Annotated in this window: 24 protein-coding genes; 11 read left to right on the forward strand and 13 right to left on the reverse strand. The window is 66.8% G+C overall.

Translation table 11 applies throughout. The annotated features are described in order from the left end of the window. Positions 1-11: 11 nt before the first annotated feature. Positions 12-1,247, reverse strand: a complete 1,236-nt coding sequence (locus BAU07_RS16495; protein WP_066659639.1) for an MFS transporter — start codon at positions 1,245-1,247, stop codon at positions 12-14. A gap of 132 nt (positions 1,248-1,379) precedes the next feature. Between BAU07_RS16495 and BAU07_RS16500 the strand changes: the two genes are divergently transcribed. Then, complete coding sequence (locus BAU07_RS16500; RefSeq protein ID WP_066659644.1) at positions 1,380-2,189, forward strand: AraC family transcriptional regulator; 810 nt, start codon at positions 1,380-1,382, stop codon at positions 2,187-2,189. Between the two features lie 197 nt (positions 2,190-2,386). After that, positions 2,387-4,963 carry a penicillin-binding protein 1A gene (locus BAU07_RS16505; RefSeq protein ID WP_066659646.1) on the forward strand — a complete coding sequence of 859 codons (2,577 nt, stop codon included), beginning with the start codon at positions 2,387-2,389 and terminating at the stop codon, positions 4,961-4,963. 27 nt (positions 4,964-4,990) lie between these two features. On the opposite strand, the gene BAU07_RS16510 is transcribed toward BAU07_RS16505, so the two are convergent. Then, positions 4,991-5,704: a metallophosphoesterase gene (locus tag BAU07_RS16510; protein ID WP_066659647.1), complete on the reverse strand. Its 714-nt coding sequence runs from the start codon at positions 5,702-5,704 to the stop codon at positions 4,991-4,993. 184 nt (positions 5,705-5,888) lie between these two features. Here BAU07_RS16510 and BAU07_RS16515 point away from each other — a divergent pair, with 184 nt between their 5' ends. Both BAU07_RS16515 and BAU07_RS16520 read left to right on the forward strand, forming a co-directional pair. Next, positions 5,889-6,752, forward strand: a complete 864-nt coding sequence (locus BAU07_RS16515; RefSeq protein ID WP_066659649.1) for an NAD(P)-dependent oxidoreductase — start codon at positions 5,889-5,891, stop codon at positions 6,750-6,752. Between the two features lie 66 nt (positions 6,753-6,818). Further along, positions 6,819-8,687: an ABCB family ABC transporter ATP-binding protein/permease gene (locus BAU07_RS16520; protein WP_066665500.1), complete on the forward strand. Its 1,869-nt coding sequence runs from the start codon at positions 6,819-6,821 to the stop codon at positions 8,685-8,687. A 128-nt stretch (positions 8,688-8,815) separates the two neighbouring features. Here BAU07_RS16520 and BAU07_RS16525 read toward each other — a convergent pair whose 3' ends face one another. Further along, positions 8,816-9,547 (reverse strand): nucleotidyltransferase family protein, encoded by a 732-nt coding sequence (locus BAU07_RS16525; RefSeq protein WP_084025833.1) that lies wholly within the window; start codon positions 9,545-9,547, stop codon positions 8,816-8,818. Positions 9,548-9,606: 59 nt separating this feature from the next. Between BAU07_RS16525 and BAU07_RS16530 the strand changes: the two genes are divergently transcribed. Then, positions 9,607-10,092: a (2Fe-2S)-binding protein gene (locus BAU07_RS16530; protein ID WP_066659658.1), complete on the forward strand. Its 486-nt coding sequence runs from the start codon at positions 9,607-9,609 to the stop codon at positions 10,090-10,092. Then, positions 10,089-12,455: a xanthine dehydrogenase family protein molybdopterin-binding subunit gene (locus BAU07_RS16535; RefSeq protein WP_232338146.1), complete on the forward strand. Its 2,367-nt coding sequence runs from the start codon at positions 10,089-10,091 to the stop codon at positions 12,453-12,455. Before BAU07_RS16530 ends, BAU07_RS16535 begins: the two co-directional genes overlap by 4 nt. Before the next feature lie 37 nt (positions 12,456-12,492). Here BAU07_RS16535 and BAU07_RS16540 read toward each other — a convergent pair whose 3' ends face one another. The 3 genes from BAU07_RS16540 to BAU07_RS16550 all read right to left on the reverse strand — a co-directional run bounded on the left by BAU07_RS16540 (position 12,493) and on the right by BAU07_RS16550 (position 14,199). Further along, positions 12,493-12,738 (reverse strand): hypothetical protein, encoded by a 246-nt coding sequence (locus tag BAU07_RS16540; RefSeq protein ID WP_066659660.1) that lies wholly within the window; start codon positions 12,736-12,738, stop codon positions 12,493-12,495. A 124-nt stretch (positions 12,739-12,862) separates the two neighbouring features. Further along, entirely contained in the window at positions 12,863-13,984 is a 1,122-nt protein-coding gene (locus tag BAU07_RS16545) for an AGE family epimerase/isomerase (protein ID WP_066659662.1), read from the reverse strand. After that, a complete protein-coding gene (locus BAU07_RS16550; RefSeq protein ID WP_066659664.1) occupies positions 13,981-14,199 on the reverse strand; it encodes a hypothetical protein in 219 nt (72 codons plus the stop codon). The genes BAU07_RS16545 and BAU07_RS16550 overlap by 4 nt, the downstream gene beginning before the upstream one ends. 168 nt (positions 14,200-14,367) lie before the next feature. Here BAU07_RS16550 and hpaI point away from each other — a divergent pair, with 168 nt between their 5' ends. Together hpaI and BAU07_RS16560 are read left to right on the forward strand one after the other, a co-directional pair. After that, the gene (gene hpaI / locus BAU07_RS16555; RefSeq protein ID WP_066659666.1) at positions 14,368-15,174 is read left to right on the forward strand and encodes a 4-hydroxy-2-oxoheptanedioate aldolase; all 807 of its coding nucleotides are present in this window, start codon (positions 14,368-14,370) and stop codon (positions 15,172-15,174) included. A 161-nt stretch (positions 15,175-15,335) separates the two neighbouring features. After that, on the forward strand, positions 15,336-15,665 hold the full coding sequence (locus BAU07_RS16560) for a hypothetical protein (RefSeq protein WP_066659668.1): 330 nt from the start codon (positions 15,336-15,338) through the stop codon (positions 15,663-15,665). A 36-nt stretch (positions 15,666-15,701) separates the two neighbouring features. Here BAU07_RS16560 and BAU07_RS16565 read toward each other — a convergent pair whose 3' ends face one another. Both BAU07_RS16565 and BAU07_RS16570 read right to left on the reverse strand, forming a co-directional pair. After that, positions 15,702-15,917: a hypothetical protein gene (locus BAU07_RS16565; protein WP_066659669.1), complete on the reverse strand. Its 216-nt coding sequence runs from the start codon at positions 15,915-15,917 to the stop codon at positions 15,702-15,704. A gap of 612 nt (positions 15,918-16,529) precedes the next feature. Beyond that, positions 16,530-16,706 carry a glycine zipper 2TM domain-containing protein gene (locus tag BAU07_RS16570; RefSeq protein WP_198168936.1) on the reverse strand — a complete coding sequence of 59 codons (177 nt, stop codon included), beginning with the start codon at positions 16,704-16,706 and terminating at the stop codon, positions 16,530-16,532. Between the two features lie 225 nt (positions 16,707-16,931). Between BAU07_RS16570 and BAU07_RS16575 the strand changes: the two genes are divergently transcribed. From BAU07_RS16575 to BAU07_RS16585, 3 genes are all read left to right on the forward strand, one after another. Beyond that, entirely contained in the window at positions 16,932-18,320 is a 1,389-nt protein-coding gene (locus BAU07_RS16575; RefSeq protein ID WP_198168811.1) for an ATPase domain-containing protein, read from the forward strand. A 34-nt stretch (positions 18,321-18,354) separates the two neighbouring features. Continuing rightward, positions 18,355-18,717, forward strand: a complete 363-nt coding sequence (locus BAU07_RS16580; RefSeq protein ID WP_066659676.1) for a response regulator — start codon at positions 18,355-18,357, stop codon at positions 18,715-18,717. A gap of 384 nt (positions 18,718-19,101) precedes the next feature. After that, complete coding sequence (locus BAU07_RS16585; RefSeq protein ID WP_066659677.1) at positions 19,102-20,175, forward strand: porin; 1,074 nt, start codon at positions 19,102-19,104, stop codon at positions 20,173-20,175. 84 nt (positions 20,176-20,259) lie between these two features. Here the strand turns inward: BAU07_RS16585 and BAU07_RS16590 are convergent, their stop codons facing one another. The 5 genes from BAU07_RS16590 to BAU07_RS16610 are packed head-to-tail and all read right to left on the reverse strand — an operon-like array spanning position 20,260 to position 24,419. After that, positions 20,260-21,288, reverse strand: a complete 1,029-nt coding sequence (locus tag BAU07_RS16590; RefSeq protein ID WP_066659680.1) for an ACP S-malonyltransferase — start codon at positions 21,286-21,288, stop codon at positions 20,260-20,262. Then, positions 21,285-22,142: a triphosphoribosyl-dephospho-CoA synthase MdcB gene (mdcB, locus tag BAU07_RS16595; protein ID WP_066665502.1), complete on the reverse strand. Its 858-nt coding sequence runs from the start codon at positions 22,140-22,142 to the stop codon at positions 21,285-21,287. Before mdcB ends, BAU07_RS16590 begins: the two co-directional genes overlap by 4 nt. A gap of 4 nt (positions 22,143-22,146) precedes the next feature. After that, a complete protein-coding gene (gene mdcG, locus BAU07_RS16600; protein WP_066659682.1) occupies positions 22,147-22,824 on the reverse strand; it encodes a malonate decarboxylase holo-[acyl-carrier-protein] synthase in 678 nt (225 codons plus the stop codon). Next, a complete protein-coding gene (locus BAU07_RS16605) occupies positions 22,799-23,518 on the reverse strand; it encodes a biotin-independent malonate decarboxylase subunit gamma (protein ID WP_066659683.1) in 720 nt (239 codons plus the stop codon). The genes mdcG and BAU07_RS16605 overlap by 26 nt, the downstream gene beginning before the upstream one ends. Continuing rightward, on the reverse strand, positions 23,505-24,419 hold the full coding sequence (locus tag BAU07_RS16610) for a biotin-independent malonate decarboxylase subunit beta (RefSeq protein WP_066659685.1): 915 nt from the start codon (positions 24,417-24,419) through the stop codon (positions 23,505-23,507). Before BAU07_RS16610 ends, BAU07_RS16605 begins: the two co-directional genes overlap by 14 nt. Positions 24,420-24,425 lie beyond the last annotated feature (6 nt).

Consider the following 24,425-nt stretch of genomic DNA (forward strand, 5'->3'; position numbering starts at 1 on the left):
CCCGCGCACCATCATTCTTTGTGCCGCTCCATATTGGGCAGGAACACGGCCATGATGCCGAGCAGCGGCAGGAAGGAACAAAGCTTGTAGACGTAGGAGATGCTGGTCACATCGGCGATATGCCCCAGCACCGCCGCCCCCACGCCGCCCATGCCGAAGGCGAAGCCGAAGAACAGCCCGGCGATGGTGCCCACCTTGCCCGGCACCAGCTCCTGCGCATACACCACGATCGCGGCGAACGCGGACGCCAGTATCACGCCGATCACGGCAACCAGCACCCCGGTCCAGAACAAGTCGGCGTAAGGCAGCAACAGCGTGAACGGCGTCACGCCCAGGATCGAGGTCCAGATGACCGCCTTGCGGCCCACGCGGTCGCCCACCGGTCCGCCCACCAGCGTGCCGACCGCCACCGCGGCCAGGAAGATGAACAGGTACAGTTGCGCGGAGCGCACCGGCAGGTCGAACTTGTCGATCAGGTAGAACGTGAAGTAGCTGTTCAGGCTGGCCAGGTAGAAATACTTGGAGAAAATCAGCACCGCCAGCACGCCCAGCGTCGCGGCGACACGTCGCCGGCCGAGCGGCGCCGTGCCGCCGGCGGCACGGGCCTTGGGCTTGAGCCGCCAGCGATTGGCGCCATACCAGCGTCCGATGCCCACCAGCACGACCATGCCGAACAGGGCCGCCAGGGAGAACCACGCCACGCTGCCTTGGCCGTGCGGAATGATGACCAGGGCCGCCAGCAGCGGTCCCAGCGCCGATCCGACGTTGCCGCCCACCTGGAACAGCGACTGCGCCAGCCCATGGCGCCCACCGGACGCCATGCGCGCCACGCGCGACGACTCGGGGTGGAATACGGAGGAACCCGTACCCACCAGCACGGCGGCGATCAGCAGGACGGGATAGGACGGCGCCACCGACAGCAGCAACAGCCCGACCAGCGTGAACCCCATGCCCACCGGCAGCGAGTACGGCAAGGGCCGCTTGTCCGTATAAAGCCCCACGCAAGGCTGGAGCAGCGACGCGGCGATCTGATACGTCAGCGTGATCATGCCGATCTGCGCGAAGCTGAGCGAGAAGGAATCCTTCAGCATCGGGTAGATGGCCAACAGGATCGACTGGATCATGTCGTTCATCAGGTGCGCGACACTGATGGCGCCCAGTACCTTGAAGGCCGTGGCGTTGGCGGCTGCGGTGGGCGGGGCGACAGGGGCCGAGGCGGGGGCGGTAGTTGGCACGGAAGGGTTCATGGCCGGAACAGGGGACAGCGACAGTTGAAAGGGATGGAAGCGGATACGCCCAGTGTAATAAGTCACGTGGGCGGCCGAGTGACAACCATCATCGAATAAGTGACACTCCGAACATCGCGCCGGAACCCGCCCATGCCTGCCCATCCGCCCACCCGTTGGCCCCATAGAAGTATCGATCCCGAGGACTACCAGGGCGTGCCCCGCGCCGTTACCGCCATGGCCAAGGAATTCACCCCGGGCTTCACCACCGGTCCGCATCGGCATGAGCGTGGCCAGCTCATTTACGCGGTCGAAGGCGTCATGCGCATCACCACCGCGCAGGGCGTCTGGGCCGTGCCCTCGTTGCGGGCGCTGTGGGTGCCGGCCGGCATCGATCACCAGGTGGATATGGTGGGGCGGGTGTCGATGCGGACACTCTACGTCGCGCCCGCGGCGGCGCGGACGCTGTGGGCGGAGTGCTGCGTCATCGAGGTCAGCGGGCTGCTACGCGAACTGATCCTGGCGCTGGTCGACCTTCCCATCGAATATCCGTTGAACGGACGCGCCGGGCAGATCGCCGCGCTGACGCTGGCCGAACTGGCCGACGCCAAGGTCCTCCCCATCCACATTCCCTGGCCCAGCGACCGGCGGCTGCAGGCGGTATGCCGCGCCCTCCTCGCCCACCCCGGCCTGGAACGGACCGTCCACGAATGGGGCGACGAGGTCGGGGCCAGCGGCCGCACCCTCATCCGCCTTTTCCAGTCGGAACTGGGCCTGAACTACCGGCAATGGGTGCAGCAGGTGCGCCTGGCCGAAGCGGTGGGCCGCCTGTCGCTGGGCCAGCCGGTGGCCCGCATCGCCGCCGATCTCGGGTATCGCAGTCCCAGCGCCTTCGCCGCGATGTTCAAGCGCGCCATGGGCACTGCACCCAACACCTACCTGAATCAAGCTGTATCAAATTGATTGCAGGGATGCCAATCGCGCACCGCCGACGCCGGCGTGCGACCACGCGGGCGGTCACCCCACGGCCGGACCGCTGGGCCTGCGATAATGTGCAGCTTGTGCCGCCGCGCGGCTCCTGCCTACGCGGGGTAGGCGCGGCGTGAAACCTTCGGCCTCCAGGCGGGGTCTATGCAACTCTGCCCAAGACTCGCGAGCGAATGAGCAATCACCCCCAATCCAAGCAACCCGATTCCTCCAAAGCGTCCGGCTTCCGCCTGTCCCGCCTGGCGATCAAGGCGGCCCTGGTCCTGGGCGGCCTGGCGGCATGCGGCGTGATCGCCCTTTGCCTGGCCATCGCGCTGGCCTGGCCCAGCCTGCCCGACCTGCACGCGATGACGGACTACCGGCCACGCATCCCCTTGCGCGTCTACACCGCGGACAACGTCCTCATTGGGGAATTCGGCGAGGAGCACCGCAACGTCCTGCGTTTCGACGAGATCCCGGAGGTCATGAAGCACGCCGTCCTGGCCGCCGAAGACGATCGCTTCTACGAACACGGTGGCGTCGATTGGACCGGCGTCATCCGGGCCGTGCTGACCAACGCGCTGAGCCTGTCGAAGTCCCAGGGCGCCAGCACCATCACCATGCAGGTGGCGCGCAACTTCTATCTGTCTTCCGAAAAGACCTACACGCGCAAGCTGTATGAGCTGCTCCTGACCTTCAAGATCGAGTCCGCGCTGACCAAGGACCAGATCCTGGAGCTCTACATGAACCAGATCTACCTCGGCCATCGCGCCTATGGCTTCGCGGCGGCCGCGCGCACGTATTTCGGCAAGCCCCTGGCCGACGTCACCCCCGCCGAAGCCGCCATCCTGGCCGGCATCCCCAAGGCCCCGTCGCGCTACAACCCGGCGACCAACCTGCCCCGCGCGCAGATCCGCCAGCATTACGTGCTGGGCCGCATGCGTGCGCTGGGCTGGCTGGACGAAGCCCAGTACCAGGCGGCGCTCGCGCAACCCATCACGCTGCGCGGGGCCGCTGAAAACGGCTCCGGCGGCTTTCGGGTGCATGGCGAATACCCCGCCGAGCTGGCGCGCCAGCTGATGTACGGCATCTATGGCGACCAGACCTATTCGCGCGGCCTGAACGTCTACACGACCATCAATGCGAAGGACCAGGAAGCGGCCTACCAGGCCGTGCGCGCCAGCATCCTGGACTACACGCGGCGCGCCCGCTATCCGGGCCCGGAAGACCAGGTCGACCTGCCGGACGACATCGAGAAAGACCCGCAGGCGCTGGACGACCTGATCGACGGCCTGCAGGACAAATACCCGGACAGCGGCGACCTGTACCTCGGCGTCGTCCTGTCCGCCAGTCCGACCTCCATCACGGTGGCGCGCGGTTCGCACGACATCATCACCATCGACGACAAAAAGGCGCTGGCCATCGTCGCGCGCGCGCTCAATCCGAAGGCCAAGGACGACGAAAGGCTGCGGCGCGGGTCCGTGGTGTACGTGCACAAGAACGGCGACACCTGGGAAGTGCTGAACATGCCGACGCTGCAGGGCGCGCTGGTGTCGCTCATGCCGGACGACGGCGCCGTCCGCGCCATGGTGGGCGGCTTCGATTTCTACCGGGGCAACTTCAACCGCGCGGTCCAGGCGTGGCGGCAACCCGGTTCGAACATCAAGCCCTTCATCTACGCGGCGGCCCTGGAACGCGGCCTCACCCCGGCCACCCAGATTTCCGACATGCCGTTTTCGCTCACCGCGGAACAGACGGGCTCCAAGGCCTGGAACCCGAAGAACGACGGCAATGCCTACGAGCCCATGCTGACCTTGCGGCAGGCGCTCTACAAATCGCGCAACATGGTGTCGATCCGCATCCTGCAGGCCATCACGCCGGCGTTCGGGCAGGATTTCCTGACACGGTTCGGCTTTGAAAAAAGCCGCTGGCCCGCCGTGCTGCCGATCGCGCTGGGCGCCGGCTCTGCCACGCCATTGCAAGTGGCGAACGCCTATGCCGTCTGGGCCAATGGCGGCTATCGCGTCACGCCCTTCCTGATCGACCGTGTCACCGACAGCAGCGGCAAGGTCCTGATGCAGGCCCAGCCCCAGCACGCCGGCAACGACGCGAACCGCGTGATCGACCCCCGCGTGGCGTGGATCATGGACGACCTGCTGCGCGGGGTGGCGACCTACGGCACCGCCGCACGGGCGCACCAGGTGCTCAAGCGCGACGATGTCGGCGGCAAGACCGGCACGACGAACGATTCGGTCGATGTCTGGTTCTCGGGCTATACGCCGGCCCTGGCGACCACCGTCTGGATGGGGTTCGACCAGCCCAAGTCGCTGGGCTCGAACGAGTTCGGCGCCGGCCTGACGCTTTCCGCCTGGCTGCAGTACATGCAGACCGCATTGAAAGGCGTCCCCGTGGCGCCGAAACGGCCCATGCCGTCGGGCATGCTCGTCGCCAACGGCGAATACTACCTGTCGGAATTCCCGCCGGGTCAGGCCGTGGCGTCGCTGGACCTGCCCACCGAGGACCCGCTGGGGGACTTCCTGAATCGCGGTGGCACCGGCGGTGTGCCGATGATGAACTCGCCGGCACAGGGCCAGATGCCCTCCGGGTCCGTCATCCCTCCCATTCCGGTGCCGCAGGCCGACCAGGGCCGGCCGCCAGCCGGATCGCCCAGCTCGAGCGCGGCGCCGCCGGCCGCGCCGGCCTTCCCGCCCATTCCGGTTCCGCGCGCCGACGCCCCGCAACCGGCGACGGCGATCGCCATTCATCCCTGAGCGGCCCGCTCTGGGTGGGCGCGCGGGTCATGCGTACGGGGCATCCGCCTCGACGGCCACCGGCGTGGTGCGCAGCGTCGCCAGGTCCAGCAGGGTGAAATAGCCGTCGGCCTTCCAGCCGGCGGTATCGATGTGGTAGACATTGCCCAGCACGACCGGCGCCGGCAGTGGCGTGTGCCCCACCACGACGGCGCGCACGCCGCGGACCACCGTGGCGTCGCCATGCGCCAGCCGCTCCCGCGACCATTGGCAAATGCCGCGCGCCCGCTTGTAGCGGTCCCGCAGGTAGGGTTCCAATTTGGCCCAGTCCCGTACGGGACAGTCGGCATGGACGATGCCGACCAGGCCCGCTGCGGTCTCGACCTCGATCATCAGCGGCATCTGCGCATAGGTTTCGGCATGGGTGCGCTGGTCTTCCGCCGACATCTCCAGGAACCAGCCGCCGCCGTTCGTGCGCCAGTTCTCGGTATCTACCATGCCGGTGCGCACATAACGAACCGCATAGTCCTCGTGATTGCCCTGGACGGCATGAAACCAGGGCTGCGCCAGCCAGCGCGGGGCCTCGGCGCATTCGGGGCCGCGGTCGGTCAGGTCGCCCACGGAAAACAGCCGGTCCCGCTCCGGGTCGAAGCCTACGTCTTCCAGCGCCGCGCGCAGCCGCGAAAAATGGCCATGGATGTCTCCGACGGCCCAGTCCCTGCCGGCGGTATTGCGCGAGAAACGTTGGAGATCAATCGGCATGACGATATTCCGTGCTGCGGAAAGTGGATGAATCCCAGGGGCATGCTGGATACGACGCCGGCCTGTCCCCTGCCCCAGGCGGCGGACTCGATCGTAGACGCTAACATGTCCCGTTGGCTGACGGCGGGCTGGACGTGTACAGTCATCCGGGCCAGGCCACATATACCGCCGCAGGAGGAAGGACATGAAGCCACGCGTCGCAATCGTCGCGCCCGGGGCCATGGGCAGCGCCATCGCGCATCGGCTGAACGAACATGGATTCCAGGTGCTTACCTCGATTATCGGCCGCAGCCAGGCCAGCATCGAACGCGCGCGCTCATGCGGGATGCACCACCGGCCCGATGCCGAATTGGCGCATGCCGACATTTTCCTGTCCATCGTCCCGCCGGCCGAGGCCATCGGTCTGGCCCGGCGCTTCGCGCCGTTGTTCCAGGCACAGGGGCGCGCGCCGGTCTACGTGGACTGCAACGCCATCAATCCGGCCAACGCCGACGAAGTGGCGCGCATCATCCAGCCGAGCGGCGCCGCCTTCGTCGACGGCGGCATCATCGGCGGCCCGCCGCGCCCGGGCGCCCCGGGGCCGGTGCTGTACTGCTCCGGCCCTGGCGCAGCGGCCCTGAGCGTGCTGCGCGAAGGCAATTTGCGCATACGGGTGCTGTCCGACGCGCTGGGCGCCGCCTCGGCGCTCAAGATGTCGTATGCCGGCATCACGAAGGGACTGGTCGCGCTGGCCTGCACCATGATGCTGGGCGCGACGCGCAATGGCACCGCGCAGGCCCTTTACGAAGAACTGGCTGATAGCCAGCCGCACCTGCTCAAGCACTTCACGCGTACCGTACCGGATATGTATGGCAAGGCCTACCGCTGGGTGGCCGAGATGGAGGAAATCGCCGGCTTCCTGAAGGACGACGAAAGCGGACGCCGCTTCTTCGAAAGCGCGGCGCGCCTGTACGAGCGCTTGGCGCGCGACGACGCCACCAATCGCGCCGAGGTGTCCATGCTCAGCGCTTTCCTCGCCGCCGGAGAGAAACCGTCCTCCGGGACGTGAATGGCCGGATAGGCTTGGACGATAATGGCGGCTCTGCATCGCTGCCTTTCGCTCCTGGCGCTTCCCATGTCCTCCCCGCCCTCTTCCACCGCCGCGCCGCCGGCCCGCGCGCCGCGCGGCAGCATCGCGACACTGCGGTCGCTCGGCCCCTATCTGTGGCCTCCCGGACAGACTGAGCTCAAGCTGCGCGTGATCGCCGCGCTGGCCTGCCTGTTCGCGGCCAAGGCGGCCGTGGTCTACATCCCCATCCTGTACAAATCCGCCGTGGACGCGCTGAGCCACGGCCATGACGCCGGCCCGGCCGCCTTGCCCATCGGCTTGATCCTCGCCTATGGCGCGGCGCGCATCCTGTCGCTGCTGTTCTCGGAATTGCGCGATGCGCTGTTCGCCAAGGTCGGCCAGCACGCCGTGCGTGAAGTCGGCCTGCAGATCTTCCGCCACCTCCATGCATTGGCCTTGCGCTTTCACCTGGGCCGGCACACCGGAGGGCTGACACGTGCCATCGAACGGGGGACGCGCGGCATCCAGACGCTGCTGCAGTATCTGCTGTTCAACGTGCTGCCCACCTTCTTCGAGATCGCCCTGGTGTGCGGGCTGCTGTGGCGCATGTTCGATATCTGGCTGGCGCTGACCACCGCCGTGACCGTCGTGCTGTATCTCGCCTATACGCTGCTGGTCACGGAATGGCGCACCAAGTTCAGGCGCCGCATGAACGAAACCGATTCCGAAGCCAACACCAAGGCCATCGAAAGCCTGTTGAACTACGAAACGGTCAAGTACTTCGGCAACGAGGAACATGAAGCGCGCCGCTACGACATGTCGCTGCATCAATACCAGCGCGCGGCGGTCAGCAGCCAGGTCAGCCTGTCCCTGCTCAATATCGGCCAGGCTGTCATCATCTCCGTCGGGCTGACGCTGGTCATGTGGATGGCCGCGCGCGGCATCACGCGCGGCCAGTACACCCTGGGCGACTTCGTCCTGGTCAACACCTATCTGCTGCAACTCTACGATCCGCTGAGTTTCTTCGGCTTTATCTACCGGGAAATCAAGCAATCCATCATCGACATGGAGCGCATGTTCGAATTGCTGGGCGAAGACCGCGAGATCCAGGATACGCCGGGCGCGCCGGCGCTGCGGCTGCAGGGCGGGCACGTGGAATTCCGCGGCGTGACCTTCGGCTATGACGCGCGCAGGCCCATCCTGAAAGGCGTCGACTTCGCCATACCGGCCGGCAGGACACTGGCGGTGGTCGGGCCATCCGGAGCGGGCAAGTCCACCCTGGCGCGGCTGCTGTTCCGCTTCTATGACGTCGACGCCGGCGCCATCCTGATCGACGGGCAGGATATCCGCACGGTGGCCCAGGCCAGCGTGCGCGCCGCCATCGGCATCGTGCCGCAGGACACCGTACTGTTCAACGACACCATCCGCTACAACATCGCCTACGGCCGTCCCGGGGCAAGCGAGGCCGAGGTCGAGGCGGCCGCGCGCATGGCGCATGTGCACACGCTGGTCCTGAACATGCCGGACGGCTATGACACCGTGGTCGGCGAGCGTGGACTGAAACTGTCCGGCGGCGAGAAACAACGCGTCGCCATCGCGCGCACCATGCTGAAGCAGCCCGCCATTTTTGTCTTCGATGAAGCCACCAGTGCGCTGGACACGCATACCGAACGCGAGATCCAGGCCAACCTACGCGAAGTCAGCGCCGGACGCACGACCCTGATCATCGCGCACCGCCTGTCCACCGTCGTCGATGCCGACGAAATCATCGTCCTCGGGGACGGCCGCGTGGTGGAGCGCGGTACGCATGCAGCCCTGCTGGCGCGCGACGGCGTCTATGCGGGTATGTGGAATCGCCAGCAGCGCAGCGCCGCGCACGGCGGCTCGGACGCCGATGCCGACGCGGATGCGGCCGATGCACAGACGGCTGCGTAAGCGCCGGGCATCCCGCAAAAGCCTGGGCGTGCGCCGCTGCACGCTCACGTGAGCCGTCACGCCTGCGATCGCGCAAGGCGCCGAACGTAGCCGATGATCCAGGCCCCGATGATTCGGGCCAGGATGATTCAGGCCAGATCGTCCACCGTGTCGACATCGCGCAGCACGCCGGGATCGTCGCAGGGAACTTCGTACACGCCGTGGCGCCGCAGCAGGGAACGCGCGCCCTCGTCACCGTCCAGCGCGGCGAGCTCGGGCAGGAGGTCCCACGCGAAAGCCACCGGATGTCCACGGCGTCCGCCGTGCGCCGCGGCGGCGATGCGATGCGCCAGCGCGGCTTGCCGCACCGATTCGAACGTCGCCGGCGCCACCCATGGCATATCGGCCAAGGCCACCACGCAACCGCGGGGTGGCGCCGTCGGCGGCGCATCCGCGCGCCCATGCGCACCGGCATCAGCATCAGCATCAGCATCAGCATCAGCATCAGCATCAGCATCAGCATCGGTATCAGCATCGGCATCGGCATCGGCATGCGCGCGTGCCAGCGCCTGCGCGGCATGTGCCAGGCTGGCGCCCATGCCGCGCACCGCCGCGCTGCTTTCCAGCACGATGCAGCCGGCATCCTGCAACGCCCCCCGCAAGGCAGCATTCCCGGGCCGTACGACAGCCACCACCGTGGGCAGCACTTCCCGCATGGCGGCCGCCGCGGCGGCCGCCACGTATCGCCCGTCGGGCAGGACAGCCAGCAATTTGTCAGCATCCGCGCACTGTGCAGACGCGCGGAACCGCTCGCCACGCCCGCCGGCCAGCAGCACGCCTACAAACCCGTTCCGTAATTGGCTGATCGGTACTATGCTCATCGGCTGAGTTTACCCGCCCGTACCGGACGCCCCTTATTCACCATGAGGACCGCACATCCATGGCCAGCCTGACAATCAATGGCAAGCAACACGACGTCGATGTTCCCGACGATACCCCCATCCTCTGGGCCCTGCGCGATGTGGTCGGACTGACCGGCACCAAATTCGGCTGCGGCATGGCCCTGTGCGGCGCCTGTACGGTGCATCTGGACGGCGCACCGATACGCTCCTGTGTCACGCCTGTCTCGGCCGCCGCCGGCAAGCAGATCACCACCATCGAAGGCATTGCCGCCGACGAAGTCGGCAAGAAGGTCCAGGACGCCTGGGTCGCCGTCGGCGTCCCGCAATGCGGCTATTGCCAAGCCGGCCAGATCATGTCGGCCACCGCGCTTTTGAAAAATACCCCCAAACCGAACGATGCCGACATCGACGGCGCCATGAGCGGCAACATCTGCCGCTGCGGCACCTACACGCGCATCCGCACCGCCATCAAGCAGGCAGCCGGCGTCCAGTCCGCGGCCGCCGTCAAGGGAGGCCAGGCATGATGACCAGGCACACCCTTTCCCTGCTCGCCAGCGGTGCCGGCGCCAACGGGCGCGATACGCATGACACCGACGCGTCCGCCGTCCGATCCGACGTCGCATCGCCCCAGCGCCGTGCGCTGTTGAAGGCGGCCGGCGCCGCCACCGGCCTGGTGCTCATGGGCGGCTGGTCCGGCAACGTGCTGGCCGCCGACACCCGCAAGTATGGCGCTGACGGCTTTCCCGGGGGCACCGTCGACGACCCCACGGTCTTCGTCAATATCGGCACGGATGGCATCGTGACCATCATGGCCTTGCGGCCCGAGATGGGACAAGGCGTCCGCACCGGCCTGCCGCTGGTGATCGCCGACGAAATGGAGGCCGACTGGGACCGCGTGCGCGTCGTGCAGGCGCCCGGCGACCAGAACAAGTACGGCAACCAGAACACCGACGGCTCGCGCAGCACGCGGCACTTTTTCGCGCCGATGCGGCGCGTGGGCGCCGCGGCGCGGGGCATGCTGGAAGCCGCCGCCGCCAAACAATGGAATGTACCGTTATCCGAAGTACAGGCACGCCAGCATCAGGTGGTGCATGCCAAGACGGGACGGCAGCTGGGGTACGGCGAACTGGCGCAGCAGGCGGCCGCCATGCCGGTGCCCAAGGGCGAGGCATTGCGGCTGAAACAGCCCGACCAGTTCCGCTATATCGGCAAGCCGGACGTGCGCAACGTCGACGGGCGCAACGTCGCGACCGGCAATACACAGTACGGCATCGATACCCGCCTGGACGGCATGCTGTACGCCGTGATTGCCCGGCCCGGCGTGCTGGGCGGCAAGGTCAGGCATTACGACGCCGACGCCGCCCTGAAAGTACCGGGCGTGGTCAAGGTGGTCGAGGTCGCCGCGACGCCCTTGCCCGCGCAGTTCCATCCGCTGGGCGGCATCGCCGTGATCGCCACCAACACCTGGGCGGCCATCAAGGGCCGCGAGGCCCTGAAGATCGACTGGGACAATGGTCCCAACGGCAGCTACGATTCGGCCGCATACAAGACCTATCTGCATGACCTCGTGCAGAAGCCCGGCAAGGTCGCCCGCAACGACGGCGACGCCATGGCAGCCCTGGCTTCGGCCGCCACGCGCGTGCAGGCCGAGTACTACCTGCCGCACCTCGCCCACGCCACCATGGAACCGCCGGCGGCCGTCGCCCGCGTGCAAGGGGGCAAATTCGAGATATGGGCCTGCGTACAGGCGCCGCAGGCGACGGCCGACATCGTCTCCCAGCACCTGAACCTCAAGCCGCAGGACGTCACGGTCCACATTACCCTGCTGGGCGGCGGCTTCGGCCGCAAATCCAAGCCCGACTTTGCCGCCGAAGCGGCGCTATTGTCCAAGGCGATGGAAGGCAAGCCGGTCAAGGTCACCTGGACCCGCGAAGACGACATCCGCAACGACTACTTCCACACCGTCTCGTACGAGCACCTGCAAGGCGGCCTGGACGGCCAGGGCAAGGTGGTGGCCTGGCTGCACCGCACCGCCGCGCCACCGATCGCCTCGACCTTCTCGCTGCAGGCCAGGGGCGAACAGCCCTCGGAACTGGGCATGTCGGCCGTCAACCTCCCCTTCGACGTGCGCAACATGCGCGTCGAAGCGCCGGAAACGGAAGCACACACGCGCATCGGCTGGTTCCGTTCGGTCTCGAACATCCCCCATGCCTTCGCCGTGCAGTCCTTCATCGCCGAAATGGCCCACGCGGCCAAGCGCGACCACCGCGATTTCCTGCTGGAACTGATCGGGCCGCCACGCCGCGTCTCGCCGCGCGCCCTGGCCGACACCACCAACTATGGGGAATCGCCAGAGATCTACCCGGTCGACACCGGCCGCATCCGCAAGGTCATCGAGGTGGCCACCCGGGAAGCCGATTGGGGACGCAAGCTTCCTCCCGGGCACGGCCTCGGGCTCGCCTACGCCTATAGCTTCGTCACCTACGTCGCCATGGTGGTCGAAGTCGCCGTGGGGCAGGACGGCCAGGTCAGCGTCAAGCGCGTGGACATTGCCGGCGATTGCGGTCCGCAGGTCCAGCCGGACCGCATCCGGGCCCAGGCCGAAGGCGCCTGCATCATGGGGTTGAGCCTGGCCACGCTCGGCGAAATCACCTTCAAGGACGGGCAGACCGAGCAGACCAACTTCCACCAGTACCAGGTGACGCGCATGCAGGACGCGAACATCGATATCCGCGTCCACATGGTCCCTCATGGCTACGACATGCCGCTGGGCGGGGTCGGCGAGCCTTTCCTGCCGCCCTTCGCGCCGGCCCTGTGCAACGCCATTTTCGCCGCGACCGGCAAGCGGATCCGCACGCTGCCCATCGCGGATCAGTTGCGCGCATAGGAAACAGCGGGCGCCGCGCGGCGCCCGCTGGCCGGCGTCATTCGGGGAGGTGGTCGGGCACGCCGTTCTCGTCCACCGTCTTGACGGCAGCCAGCGCATTACGGGCAGCCGACATTGCCTCGATGCCGCTGCGGAAGCGACGCGACACGTAGATCTCGAAGGTCTGGGTCTCCGCGTCCGGACCCTCCTTGCGAGTCTCCATGAAAGCCCGGGCCGGTTCTCGGCCCTGCGGCGGCGTCGAATAGGCGTATACGGTAAAGCCCTGAATCAACCTGGGTGTCATAGGTGCGCTCCCGTGCAGGACCGGCCACGCCGGTGAATGGCGCGCAGGATCGCAGAAATCTACATATTTCGCAAGAAATACGCACAAAGCGAAACATAACAGGGACGGGACAACGCCTCGTCCGCTACGCGGGCGGCAAGGCGGCGTAGCAGGTGGCCAGGTGGTAGGGCGTGGTGGAAGGCATGTCGGCACGCGCCACACGGCCGTGTCCATCCAGGCATTCATACCAGCCGCCCGCATGGATGAAGCGCTCGCGGAAGTGGCTCAATTGCCGCTTCAAGCCCTGCAGGGCAGTGTCGTCCGGCTGCATGGCAAGGCTGCGGGCATATTCCGTCTGCGCCCAGATACGTTGCGTCGCGTCGCTCATCGCACCCGCCAGGTCCAGGCTGGCGCAGACGCCTTCCAGGTCCGGTTCCACCCCATGCCGGCGGGCGTACTCGAAGGCCTTGGGCGCCGACTCCCATAGCGCCGTATCGCCGAATACGCCCGGTGCGCCCCGCACCAGCGCATACCATTCGAACTGGTGCCCGGGTTCGACCCGGTTCTGCGGCTCGCGCACCGGCAGTTCGCAGATGCACTGCGTCGCCGTATCCCTGAAGTGCGCCGCCACGGCCTGCGCGATACGGCCCAGCGCCGCGTCATACCAGTCCGCCTCGCCTGTATCGCGAGCCGCCAGATAGGCCTCGGTCAGGTGCATGATGGGGTTCTGCTGCGGTCCTTGGCGCGGCGTGCTGCCATCGGCCTCCAGCTGTGCCCAGTAGAGCCCGCCCGTGGCGCCGAAACGTGACTCGATCATGGACACCGTGTCGCGCATCAGCTGCAGAACCTGCGGATCGCGCGAGCGCTTGAACCAGGCTGCGCACGCGAACACGACGAATGCGTACGTGTACAGGTCATGATGCGTTTCCAGCGCCGCGCCGTCCGCATCGATGCTATACAGCCAGCCCCCCTGGGGATGGCCGAAGCGTGCGCGCAGCGATTCGAACAGGCGCTTGCCGTGGGCGGTGGCCACGGGGGCGTCGCTCAGCGAAAACACGAATAACTGCCGCGCGCACGCCATGGCGCGGTAGCGCTTCGGCGGCAGCGGTACGCCCGTGGCGCCCGACACGGCTTCGTACGGAAGCGCGAGCGTCTCGTTGAAACCCCGTCCGAGCCAGAGGGGCAATATGACTTCCTGGTAGTGCGCGCGCAGTTCCGCCACCAGGGCGGCGAGCGCGGCATCGGTGCGCGGCGCCGGCGTGCTCATGAGCCGGAATGCAGGTCTTGGTTTTCCATGCGCAGCGCCAGGCGACCCTTGTCGGTAATGACGGGCGCGCCGGATGCATCGATCTCGATGCAGCGCAGTGTGACCAGCGCATCGACGAAGGCCTGGGGCACCGGCCCGGTCTTGTCCATGCCGCCTTCGGCGATGACGCCGAGCCAATAGCCCAGCTCGCCCTTCCTGAATTGATGCAATGCCATCCGGCTTCTCCAGACCGTCTAGGTGGCGGTCCGCACTATTATCGTCCAAGGCGCGCCGCCGCGCCGTGCGCGCTGCCGGGCGGACGACGCCGTCGGCGCCTCCACATGCCCCCATCCCGCCCGACGGGTATGCTTGGCGGTTTGCATCGACTCGGGGGCAACAATCGCATGGACATCCTCAGCAATCCCTTCAAGCGCGCGCTGCGCGAGCGGCGGCCGCAGATCGGCCTCTGGGCGGCACTGGCCCATCCCTATACGGCGGAAATCAGCGCCGGCTCCGGATTCGACTGGCTATTGATCGACGGGGAGCACGCGCCCAACGAGCTGCAAAGCATGCTGACCCAACTGCAGGCCATCGCGCCCTACCCCGTCGCGCCGGTGGTCCGCCCGCCCTGGAACGACTTCGTGCGCATCAAGCAGATCCTCGACATCGGCGCCCAGAACCTGCTCATTCCCATGATCGAATCGGTCGAGGAAGCCCAGGCCGCGGTCGCGGCGGTGCGCTATCCCCCCGCCGGCATACGCGGCATGGGCAGCGCCCTGGCTCGGTCCAGCCGCTGGAACCGGATCCCGGATTACCCGCTGCGCGCGAACGATGAAATGTGTGTGCTGCTGCAGATAGAAACGCCGAAAGGACTGGCAGCGTTGGAAGGCATTCTCGCCGTGGACGGCGTCGACGGTGTGTTCATCGGGCCCGCGGACCTGTCTGCCGGCATGGGCTATGTGAACAACCCCGAGCATCCCGAAGTAACGGCCGCGATCGACGGGGCCATCGCGCGCATCATCGGCGCCGGCAAGGCAGCCGGCATCCTGCACACCAGGCCCGAACGGGCGAAACATTTCCTGTCGTTGGGAGCGACCTTCGTCGCGGTGGGGGTCGACGCTACCTTGCTGGCCCGCGCGACCGAATCCCTGGCCGCGCAGTTCGATCGCCAGCCCGCCATGGGGCGCACGGTGCAGGGCGGTCCGTATTGAATTGGACAGGAGCGGGCGCTAACGCGGATGGCGGTGATGTTCTCCGGCGGGTGGCGCTCCGGCCGGCCCCGGTTCCGGGCCCGCGGGGCCCCCGCCAATCGTCTTTCCGCCGACGCGGGCGCTCCTGCATAATGTCGGCCACACGCCGCATTGGAGTACTCATGCACTTTCGTACCGCCTTTCTAGCGGTCCCGCTGGCCTTGCTGGGGGCCTGCACGTCGGCCATGGGGCCGATCATACCGACCGGGGAGCCGAACCAATACACGCTCACCAGCCGCGCCGGCAGCCGGACTACGTCCTGGGTGCAACTCAAGAGCGACGCGCTGGACCGCGCCAAGCAGTATTGCCAATCCCAGGGCCAGAAAATGACCAAGCCGGAGGTGGCATCCAACCATGCCACCGGGCCGCGGCAGCAGGTCACCTACGTCACCTTCAACTGCGAGCCCATCCCGCAGCCCAAGAGCCAGGATGGCGGCGACGCCAAGCCGTAACGTGCCGATGCGGCAATACCGCATCCCCCGCCCGGGCTAGAAATTCTCGTCGATCCACTCGCGTGCCCACTGCTCGGCGCCCTTGCGCGCCATGCTTTCGGTCTGGATCATCGCGCCGGGGTACGGCGGAAAGGCGAAGCCGTTCACCGGATTACCGCCTTCCAGCATGGAAATGAAGATACGTGCCCGGTACAGGCCGTCCTTCAAGCTTTCCACGGCACATTCGATGACGAAGTTTTTGTACTGGATCATGGGCTCGCTCCGCGCATCTCAGAGGCAAGCGGCACGCCGCCTGGACGGCAAGGCACGGGTCGCGCAACCCGCCCCGCCACATCGCGCGCCACGCGTGTCGCAGCTTCCCCTTGAGCAATCCGACGCACCTGAACGCGAGCCGTACTATCGCACTGCGGCATGGCAACGCCAAGGCTGAAAAAGCTTGCAAATGCAAGGATCTTTGACGATTTTGCATCGGGCATACGGCCATCCGCCCGGGCATGGCCTCGGGCCCTGGATGGCGCCCCAAAACGCCCCGCGACCCTCTTGCGGACGCCGTCCCATACTGGGCGTGGCCGGCTGAGACGATGGCCGTTTGGACGGCGCTCCTTTGTTTTCCCCCGGGGGCCACACGCATACCAACCGACTAAGGCGAACCGACAAGGTGCCGCCGCGCTTTTCCGACCCTATTGTGCGCCCTATGGCTGGGCCGCGCGGGTGGTCTAGACCGTATCTCAACCATCCGGCTGAAGAGCTTGACGACTCGGGCGGTGGCCTGGCCGCTGCCGGACGCGGGACCGGAGCCGGCTGGATCACGCCGGGACCCGGCCACTGCACACCGGCGACGGCAGGCATGGCGGGACGGCCGGGCTAGTGCTCGCCGATTTCATGGCCTATGATGCCGCCCAGCGCCGCACCGCCGACCGTACCCGCCGTGCTGTGAGTGGTCTCGTGGCCGATTACACCGCCAGCCACCGCGCCGCCCACCGTGCATCCGCTGACGAGCGCGGTCGAAGCGGCGAACAGGATGGCGACGAGAATAGGCATTCGCTTCATTTCTGATTCCTCTGGGCTCTTACCATGGGATGAGCAGAACGCAAGCGGTATACCTGGCCGCGGCGTATCAAGCTGCACCAACGGGAAAGCGTGGACGTTTTCCCTTGACGCCCAAATCCAACATGCGGGAAACTTTGGCCGGACCGCCGTGGGCGGAGGCGATTGGGAGGACTGGTAGTGCGACATCTCGCGCGTATGGCGAGTGGGATCGATGGGTTGGACCGCATCCTGAATGGCGGGTTCATCGAAGGCGCTTCCTACATCATCCAGGGCCGCCCCGGAGCAGGCAAGACCATACTTTCGAATCAGATCGCCTTCGCGCATGCGGCCAAGGGCGCCAAGGTCCTGTACGTCACCCTGCTGGCGGAAAGCCACGAGCGGCTGTTCCAGGCGATGTCAACGCTGGACTTCTTCGACCGCGACAAGCTGGGCCAGGAGATCGCCTACGTCAGCGTCTTCCACGCCCTGCGCGAGGAAGGCCTTGGCGCCGTGGTCAAGCTGCTGCGCCAGGAAACCAAGCGCCACAACGCCACCCTCCTGATCTTCGATGGGCTGCTCAATGCGCGCGAGCTTGCCGAGACCGACCTGGACGTCAAGACCTTTGTCGCCGAAGTCCAGGGGCAGGCGGGATTCGTCGGCTGCACGGTATTGTTCCTGACCAGCACGCGGCTGGATGATGCCAGCCCGGAGCACACCATGGTCGACGGGGTACTGGAGCTGAACGAGGAGTTGTTCGGCGTGCGCTCGGTGCGCCAACTGCAAGTCCGCAAGTCGCGCGGCAGCGCGTCCATCGGCGGGCTGCACCAGTACGAGATCTCGCCGATGGGTATCACGATCTACCCGCGCATCGAGGCGGTTGAGTGGCCAGCCGTGCCGGAGCGCATCGCAACGCACCGTGTCAGCACAGGTGACGCCGGGGTGGACGCGCTGGTCGGCGACGGCCTGCCCTGCGGTTCGGTGACCTTGCTCGCCGGCCCGACCGGTACGGGCAAGACCACACTGGGCTTGCACTTTCTCAGCGTCGGCACAGCCGAGGCGCCCGCCTTGCATTTCGGATTCTTCGAAACGCCGGCCCTGCTCAAGCGCAAGGCCGACGCACTGGGTATCAGGCTTCCGCCGAATGACCATCTGCATGTGAGGTGGAATCCCCTCGCCGAGAACCTGCTGGATAAGCTGGGCCATCAGTTGCTGGACGACGTGTCCCGCCACGGCGCCAAACGGGTTTTCATCGACGGTATTGGAGGATTCGAACGTGCGGCCACGCAGCGTGCGCGTCTTGTGGAGTTTTTCGCCACGCTGACCAACCGGCTGCGGGACATGGGCGTCACCACCATGTTCACATGGGAATTGCGCGAAATCCTGGACAGAGAGGTCACTTCACCTTCGGAACAGTTGTCCGCCATGTTCGACAACGTGATCCTGCTCAGGCAAATCGAGCGGGACCACGATCTCATACGCACCATTGCCGTCCAGAAGATGCGGGACAGCGCCTTCGACTCCAGCACGCGCGTACTGGAGATCACCAGCAAGGGCTTGCGTATCGGGGCTCGCCTGGGGTTTTCAGGAACCGCCCAGCCATCGTCCGGCAACTTCAGCGGGTCCTGACCATGATGTCTAAAGCGCCCCGAGGCAGGCCATCATGGCATTGATTCTCGTCGCGGACGACGAGGTCCTGCTCTCCGAGATGCTGGCCGACCTCCTCGAAGATGCGGGGTACGACGTCGTGACCGCGCCGCACGGCAGGGTCGCACTGGACCTGATACGGGCCCGGCGGCCGGACCTGCTTATCACCGACTTCATGATGCCGCTGATGACCGGCCTGGAACTGGCGGAAGCGGTACGCGCCGACGAGGCCACGCGCAAGCTGCCGATCATCCTGGTGACAGGCGCGCAAGGCCTGCTGGCGCGGCAGGTCCCCGACCTTTTCAACAGCGTGCTGGACAAGCCCTTCGAGCCCCGGGAACTGCTCCAGGTCATTGCCGCGCTGTTGCCGAGGGCGTGACGCCGCGGCGACCTGCGCCGCGCCCGGCCTGCGGCCGCATACGCACATGGCGTCGCGCGGTCCTCGCGCAAGAATTCAAAACGCCGAGGTAATTCCACGAGGTCTTTGCGTCATCGACGCAACAGAATAGGGCTAACCCTGAAGGCCCCTGTATCTGTTTCCCCTATACTCCCGCCGCTGAACACGACTGTTCTGGTCTATGCGTTCAGACGAACCGCCGGTCCAGGGCCTGTTGCGTCCAACAGAGCGCACCGTACGCCGCCTGAAGCCAAGGCGCGGCATGTTGGACAGCACAAAACTGATGTCGCCACGGTTATCCACCGATCGGCGACACGGCTCTGGAGGCCGACACTAAATGTGCCGTTTTCTGGGAGAGGAGAAGTAATGAAGCGAACCGCAATGGGTCTGGCACTGGTATGCGCGGCGATCCCCGCCGCCCAGGCTGCCACCAACGTTACGCTGTACGGCATCGCCGACGTCAGCGTCAGATATTTGAGCACGGGCGCCGGATACCAGGCCGACGGCAGCCGCGTCTCCATGGAGAACGGCGCCATCACCAACAGCCGCTTCGGTTTGCGCGGCACGGAAGACCTGGGCAACGGCAACAGCGCCTTCTTCCGCCTGGAAAGCGGCTTCAACATGCAGGACGGCACGCAGAGCGACCCCGGCCGCCTTTTCAATCGCCACGCCTACGTCGGCCTGGATGGCGGCGAGATCGGCGCCATCTCGCTGGGACGCCAGGACACACCGCTTTTCACCATTCTGGGCGACACCTTCGATCCCCTGACGGTGGGCAACTACGAGCAGAACTCCTGGCTGCCGGTCGCCATGTCGCGTGGCCGCTATTCCGACAGTGTGCGTTATCGCAATAACAAGCTGGGCGGATTCGACGTGATCCTGTCGTACGCGTTCAGCGACTCTTTCGAAGACCACAAGCTGGGCCAGCAATATGGTGGAACGCTGAGCTACACGACCGGGCCGCTCACCGTGGGCGGTGGCTACCTGCTGACGCGGTCAGCCACCGACTCCGACTACAGCCAACGCGTATGGAACCTGAACGCGGTTTATCAACTGATGGATGACACGAGCTTGTTCGTCGGCTACTTCAATGGCCGCGACGAGACCGGCTTCGTCAATGCCGTGATGGGCAATACCAGCCTTCCGGACAACGGCCTGGAACGCAAGGACAACGGTTACTACGCCGGCGTCAAATGGCAGCCGATGGCCAAATGGACCCTTACGGGAGCCGCCTATTTCGACACCAGCAAGAACCTGATCGAAGAAGGCGACAAGGGCAAGCGCTACGCCCTGGTGGCCGTGGCCGAATATGCCTTGTCCAAGCGCACCCAGGTGTACGGCACCGTCGACTTCAACAAGGTCTATGACGCCGCCTCGGCCGAAATCGCGGGGCATTCCTCGCAGGTGGGCGTGGCCACCGGCATACGGCACATCTTCTGACGCCATCGGCCGGCCCCGCGCCAGCAAGGCGGGGCCGGTCCGATCTGCTCCACGCATGCGGGCGTGTTGTCGAGTGCAGGCAGCCTAGGCGGCGTTCCGATCCATTTTCTTCAGCCACGCCCGCACACCTTCCAGGTCGCGGAATTCCTCCATGCTGCGCGCCGGCACGGCAGGGTACGCAAGCTTCGCCATGGCCGCGAGCGCGCGGCCGGGCCCCAGTTCCAGGAAGGCGGTGCTTCCCGCTTCGACGCAGGCCTGCAGGCACGCACTCCATTGAATGGTCTGTTCGATCTGCCGCGCCAGCTTGATCATGCCATCATCCACGTCGAAGACGGCTGTGCCATCGATGCCGCTGATCAATCGCACGCCGGGCGCCAGCCTGCCGGTGCGCGGCGCTGCGCGGAGGTGGCGGTCGAATGCCGTGGCGGCGCCGGCCATGAAGGGCGTATGCGACGCGACGGAAACCTTCAGGAAGCCCACGTTGGACGCGCCCTCGCGTTCGGCGTCGGCGGCGATGAGATCCAGTGCGTCGCGCATGCCGCCGATGACGTATCCATCGCCGGGATTGACGATGGCGGGCGCGGCATCGCGTCCGTCGCACAGGCGGGCTATCCGTTGTTCGCTCAATCCGCGCACGAACAGCATCCCTTGCGAGTCCTGGGGCCTTGCTGTGATCTTTGCGCCTTGTGTGTCCGCCGCGCGATGTGTGTCCTGCACGCCGCGCGCGTTTCGGGCCGCCACGATGCCGCCGCTGGCGTCCGTCATGGCGTCGGCGCGCGCGGCTGCGAGATCCAGCGTGACTTCCGGCGTAAACACCCCCGCCACGCCCCAGGCGGCCACTTCGCCCACGCTGTAGCCGGCCACGCACAGACGGCGCGGCAGCAGGTCCCGCAACGCGGCGTGCGCGGCCAGGGCCTGGGCAGTGCAAACCACCTGGGCGGCACGGTTGCCGAAAATGTCCGTCGTGCCATCGCCGACGGCACGACGCGGATCCACGCCAAGCAGTCCCGCCGCATGCAAGAACAGCGACTCTGCCGCCGCCGCGGTTCCGGTCATGCGGAACATCTCCGCATGCTGGTTTCCCTGGCCGGAGCACAGCAGCGCGAGTGTCATGGCATGCCGTGTACGAAAAGACTCATGGCGAGCAGGTCGGCCGAGCCGCCCGGGCTCAAATTGCGCGCCACGAATGCGGCATGCGCGGCGCGCGCGGCCTCGCGCCAGTGCGGGTTGGCGATGCCGCCTTGCCGCATGAAGCGGCGCGCGGTTTCCTGCGCGAAGCGCAGGCCTTCGGCGCCGCCCCGGTGCAGCAGGTTGGTGTCCTGGACGACTGCGATCAGGGCGAAGCAGGCTTGCACGCGCATTGCCTCTTCATCCCCCGCCGCCATCCGTTCGGCTTCGCGCAGCGCAGGCAGTCCGATCTCGTACACGCTGGGGAAACCCGACGCGGCCTCGGCGCGGGCGCCGCCGGCACCGTAGCGGTGGGCGGCGGCCACGCCGTGGCTGTCGGCAGGCCGCGGGCCGGCGCCGATGTCCGCGCCCCAGCGGTTCGTGACCACAACACCCAACGCCTCGCCGGGCACATCACGCGCTCCCGCTGCCGCGCACAACAGGCCTACGCCGAAGATCGCGCCGCGATGCGTGTTGACGCCGCCCGTCGCGCTCATCATCGCGGCCTCTGCGCGCACGCCGATCTTGCGCAGCGCCGCCATGGGCGCGCCTAGCGCACCCGCGCGCGCCAGTTCCGCAAAATACGGACGCAGCGCACGAGCGCTGCGGCGGAACGTATGCACGTCCATGTCCCGATGGCTGCCGCTGTCGACGTGGCTGACCAGCCCGGGCTTGGGCCAGGTTTCCACTTCGCGCCGCAGGCAATGTTCCGCGTGCACGGCGATATGGTCGGCGCAATCAAGGGCACGCCCGGTAGGCGTGCGGTCGGACCAGGCGCGGGAAAGGAGTGCGGCGTTCATATCGTCATGCGTCCAGCAGTTGCGCGACATCCGCGCGGCTCGCCAATGTGAGTCCCGCGGATGTCTTCAGGATTACTTGCGCGGCCTGGCCGCGCAGCTCGCGCCAGTTGGCCGCCGTGCCGTCCGCGAAGATGATTTCGCCGTCTACGCGCATGGGCGCGACCTCATCGGCCCGCGCTATTGCATCCATCAGCGACGCCATGCGCGGGCCGCGCGGCGCGGTCCATGCGAGATCCAGGTCGGACGCATCGGTCACATAGGATAGGCCTGTCAGATACTGCCAGGCCAGGCTGCCGAACACTTGAACAAAAACTTCATGATCCGCCGCGATACCTGCCAGGGCGTGAAGGTTCGGGCGCCACGGGGCGGGCGCCCTGCATATCACCTGTGCCAGCGCGGGTAATGCGGTGACGCGCGCGATGTCGCCCTCTCGAACCATCAGAGCGATTCGCGCCTTGCCTGCGGAGGGCGGCAAAGGCAGCCCCACCGCGACGCCATCGCCGTCGTGCGCAGCACGCCGCCGCGCGATCAGCGGCCAGCCGCGCGCGGCCCACGCGTGCACCAGCGCGTGCTGCGCCAGCCACGCATGATCGCGCAGCAGGCATGACCACGCCGGCGGATGCAGGTACACCAGCGTATGGCGCCGGTGGCAGTATTCAAGCGGCAGCGAGTGCAGCGTCATAGACACGTGCGGCGATATCGCCCGCCTTGGGCCTGCCTCCGCGTTCGCGGCCGGCCTGGTCGCGAATGTCGATGCCATCGGCGTCCTTCAACGCCTGGATGACCTGGTCCGCAAGACACGCGGCAGGGTCCAGCACAGCGGCGATGGCGCCCGTTCGCGCCAGGTTGTCCAGTCCCGGTGCGAACACCGGTGTGGCGCGCGCCTTCTCTTGCAGCACGGCCAGGGGCATCTTGGTCACGCGTGCCATCGAAGGCAGATCCATTACCGCCGGGTCCGCGCCCGGCAGCGCCAGTAGCGTACGTGTCGCCAGCGCAGTGGCGATGAAGGCGCCCGCCGCCGTATGGCCGTACAGCAGGCCCACGGTGTGATGGCCGCGGGCGTCGGCATATCGCAGGCAGGTGGCAAGGTGCGCAAGGAATTGGCTGAGTCCCAGCAATTCGTCGCGCTTGCTCATGCGCTGGCTATCGCTGTCGATCAGGACCAGGATGGGGGAAGGCGGCTGTTGCACGATGTCCAGTACGCGCCCTGCCAGCACCAGCGCCTGGTCCACGCCGACGGGTGCGCGTCCGCAAACGCCGATGACCTGCACGCGCCCGGCCTGGCCAAGATTGCCGGAACCGGCCAGCAGGTTGTCCTGCACCGCCACGTCATGGCCGGCGGGGAACAGCGCACACAACACATCATTCAGCGTCATGCCGGGCCTCCTTCAATGTATCCGCGAGTTGGACGAATGCTTCGTATGACAGGTCGGGGATATCAATTTGTTCATCGACGCCCAGGGCTTGCCAGAGATCGGCCGCGTCCGGACAACCACCCAGCTTGTCCAGCCGTTCGGCAAGCCGGGCCTGCGTGCGCTGCAGGCGAGCGAGCCCCAGGTCCTCGCTCACGCCGGATGCTCGCGCGATCAATCGCATGGCGGCCGCGCGGAAGCTGGGTACGGTATCGTCTGCATAGGCGTCCACCGCGCCAAGCAGATAGCGGTGCTTCCCGCCCATCGTGCGCCAGATCAGCGGACGGTCCGAGGCGTCGAATTCCTCCACGCCGCGATTGGTCTCGATGACCTCCGGACCCGAAACACCAAGGCGCCCCTGCTCGGAGATGGCGAGTGCCGAGCAGCAGCCCGCGATCAGGCTGCCACCACCGTAGCAGCCGGCACGGCCGCCGATCAGCCCGACCACCGGAACACCCGCCAGGCGGGCATCGATCAACGCGCGCATGATCTCGGCGATGGCCAGTTCGCCCGCGTTGGCTTCCTGCAGGCGCACGCCGCCGGTTTCGAACAGGATCAGCACGGGCGTCTTGCGTACCGCAGCCGCGCGCAGCAGGCCCGTCAGCTTGGCGCCGTGCACTTCGCCGAACGCACCGCCCATGAACTTGCCTTCCTGCGCAGCGATGAAGACGGGGTTGCCGTCCAGCATGCCCTTGCCGACGACCATGCCGTCGTCGAACTGCTCGGGCAAGTCGAACAGGGCCAGGTGGGGACTGGTTTCGCGCGCCTCGGGCCCGATGAATTCCACGAAACTGCCGATGTCCAGCAGCGCGTTCACGCGCTGGCGTGCCGAGGCTTCGTACCAGCTGGCGTCAGCGGCGAGCATCCGCGG

It is taken from the genome of Bordetella flabilis, assembly GCF_001676725.1.
Classification (GTDB): domain Bacteria; phylum Pseudomonadota; class Gammaproteobacteria; order Burkholderiales; family Burkholderiaceae_B; genus Bordetella_C; species Bordetella_C flabilis.

Excerpts from the sequence above, each read along its gene's own strand:
- BAU07_RS16495 (WP_066659639.1), bottom strand. The coding sequence starts at position 1,247 with ATGAACCCTTCCGTGCCAACTACCGCCCCCGCCTCGGCCCCTGTCGCC.
- BAU07_RS16500 (WP_066659644.1), top strand. The coding sequence starts at position 1,380 with ATGCCTGCCCATCCGCCCACCCGTTGGCCCCATAGAAGTATCGATCCC.
- BAU07_RS16505 (WP_066659646.1), top strand. The coding sequence starts at position 2,387 with ATGAGCAATCACCCCCAATCCAAGCAACCCGATTCCTCCAAAGCGTCC.
- BAU07_RS16510 (WP_066659647.1), bottom strand. The coding sequence starts at position 5,704 with ATGCCGATTGATCTCCAACGTTTCTCGCGCAATACCGCCGGCAGGGAC.
- BAU07_RS16515 (WP_066659649.1), top strand. The coding sequence starts at position 5,889 with ATGAAGCCACGCGTCGCAATCGTCGCGCCCGGGGCCATGGGCAGCGCC.
- BAU07_RS16520 (WP_066665500.1), top strand. The coding sequence starts at position 6,819 with ATGTCCTCCCCGCCCTCTTCCACCGCCGCGCCGCCGGCCCGCGCGCCG.
- BAU07_RS16525 (WP_084025833.1), bottom strand. The coding sequence starts at position 9,547 with ATGAGCATAGTACCGATCAGCCAATTACGGAACGGGTTTGTAGGCGTG.
- BAU07_RS16530 (WP_066659658.1), top strand. The coding sequence starts at position 9,607 with ATGGCCAGCCTGACAATCAATGGCAAGCAACACGACGTCGATGTTCCC.
- BAU07_RS16535 (WP_232338146.1), top strand. The coding sequence starts at position 10,089 with ATGATGACCAGGCACACCCTTTCCCTGCTCGCCAGCGGTGCCGGCGCC.
- BAU07_RS16540 (WP_066659660.1), bottom strand. The coding sequence starts at position 12,738 with ATGACACCCAGGTTGATTCAGGGCTTTACCGTATACGCCTATTCGACG.
- BAU07_RS16545 (WP_066659662.1), bottom strand. The coding sequence starts at position 13,984 with ATGAGCACGCCGGCGCCGCGCACCGATGCCGCGCTCGCCGCCCTGGTG.
- BAU07_RS16550 (WP_066659664.1), bottom strand. The coding sequence starts at position 14,199 with ATGGCATTGCATCAATTCAGGAAGGGCGAGCTGGGCTATTGGCTCGGC.
- hpaI (WP_066659666.1), top strand. The coding sequence starts at position 14,368 with ATGGACATCCTCAGCAATCCCTTCAAGCGCGCGCTGCGCGAGCGGCGG.
- BAU07_RS16560 (WP_066659668.1), top strand. The coding sequence starts at position 15,336 with ATGCACTTTCGTACCGCCTTTCTAGCGGTCCCGCTGGCCTTGCTGGGG.
- BAU07_RS16565 (WP_066659669.1), bottom strand. The coding sequence starts at position 15,917 with ATGATCCAGTACAAAAACTTCGTCATCGAATGTGCCGTGGAAAGCTTG.
- BAU07_RS16570 (WP_198168936.1), bottom strand. The coding sequence starts at position 16,706 with ATGCCTATTCTCGTCGCCATCCTGTTCGCCGCTTCGACCGCGCTCGTC.
- BAU07_RS16580 (WP_066659676.1), top strand. The coding sequence starts at position 18,355 with ATGGCATTGATTCTCGTCGCGGACGACGAGGTCCTGCTCTCCGAGATG.
- BAU07_RS16585 (WP_066659677.1), top strand. The coding sequence starts at position 19,102 with ATGAAGCGAACCGCAATGGGTCTGGCACTGGTATGCGCGGCGATCCCC.
- BAU07_RS16590 (WP_066659680.1), bottom strand. The coding sequence starts at position 21,288 with ATGACACTCGCGCTGCTGTGCTCCGGCCAGGGAAACCAGCATGCGGAG.
- mdcB (WP_066665502.1), bottom strand. The coding sequence starts at position 22,142 with ATGAACGCCGCACTCCTTTCCCGCGCCTGGTCCGACCGCACGCCTACC.
- mdcG (WP_066659682.1), bottom strand. The coding sequence starts at position 22,824 with ATGACGCTGCACTCGCTGCCGCTTGAATACTGCCACCGGCGCCATACG.
- BAU07_RS16605 (WP_066659683.1), bottom strand. The coding sequence starts at position 23,518 with ATGACGCTGAATGATGTGTTGTGTGCGCTGTTCCCCGCCGGCCATGAC.
- BAU07_RS16610 (WP_066659685.1), bottom strand. The coding sequence starts at position 24,419 with ATGCTCGCCGCTGACGCCAGCTGGTACGAAGCCTCGGCACGCCAGCGC.